Below are 403 nucleotides of genomic sequence, written 5' to 3' on the forward strand. Positions count from 1 at the left end.
CGTTGCTCTGTTGTTGCTGTTGCTGTTGCAGCTGTTGGTTTTGCTCAGACAATTGATTCAACGCGCTGCATAGCCCTTGTACAAGTTGCTGCGTATTGGTGATTTGATCGCTACTGCTTTGTACTTTGTGTTGGCTCGACTGCATCGCCTGGTCTGTTGCATCAATGAATTTCTCAATTTGTGCAATACGCTGAACAATTTGCTCCGTTGCTTTTTGCGTTTTAATGGCCAGTTGACGTACTTCATCTGCTACAACTGCAAAACCTCGTCCAGAATCTCCAGCTCTTGCGGCCTCAATCGCAGCATTTAAAGCCAGAAGATTAGTTTGGTCTGCCACTTCGGTAATACTTTGTACAGTCTGTGCGACTAATGCGGCCTCAGCTTGTAATAGCTGTATCGTCTC

At 45.9% G+C, this 403-nt stretch carries 1 protein-coding gene; it reads right to left on the reverse strand.

Going from position 1 to position 403, the window contains the following annotated elements:
• Positions 1 to 403 (reverse strand): methyl-accepting chemotaxis protein (locus BTA35_RS18325; RefSeq protein ID WP_238377643.1); only part of this gene is annotated, 403 nt, incomplete at both ends.

Source organism: Oceanospirillum linum (assembly GCF_001995095.2).
GTDB lineage: Bacteria > Pseudomonadota > Gammaproteobacteria > Pseudomonadales > Halomonadaceae > Oceanospirillum > Oceanospirillum linum.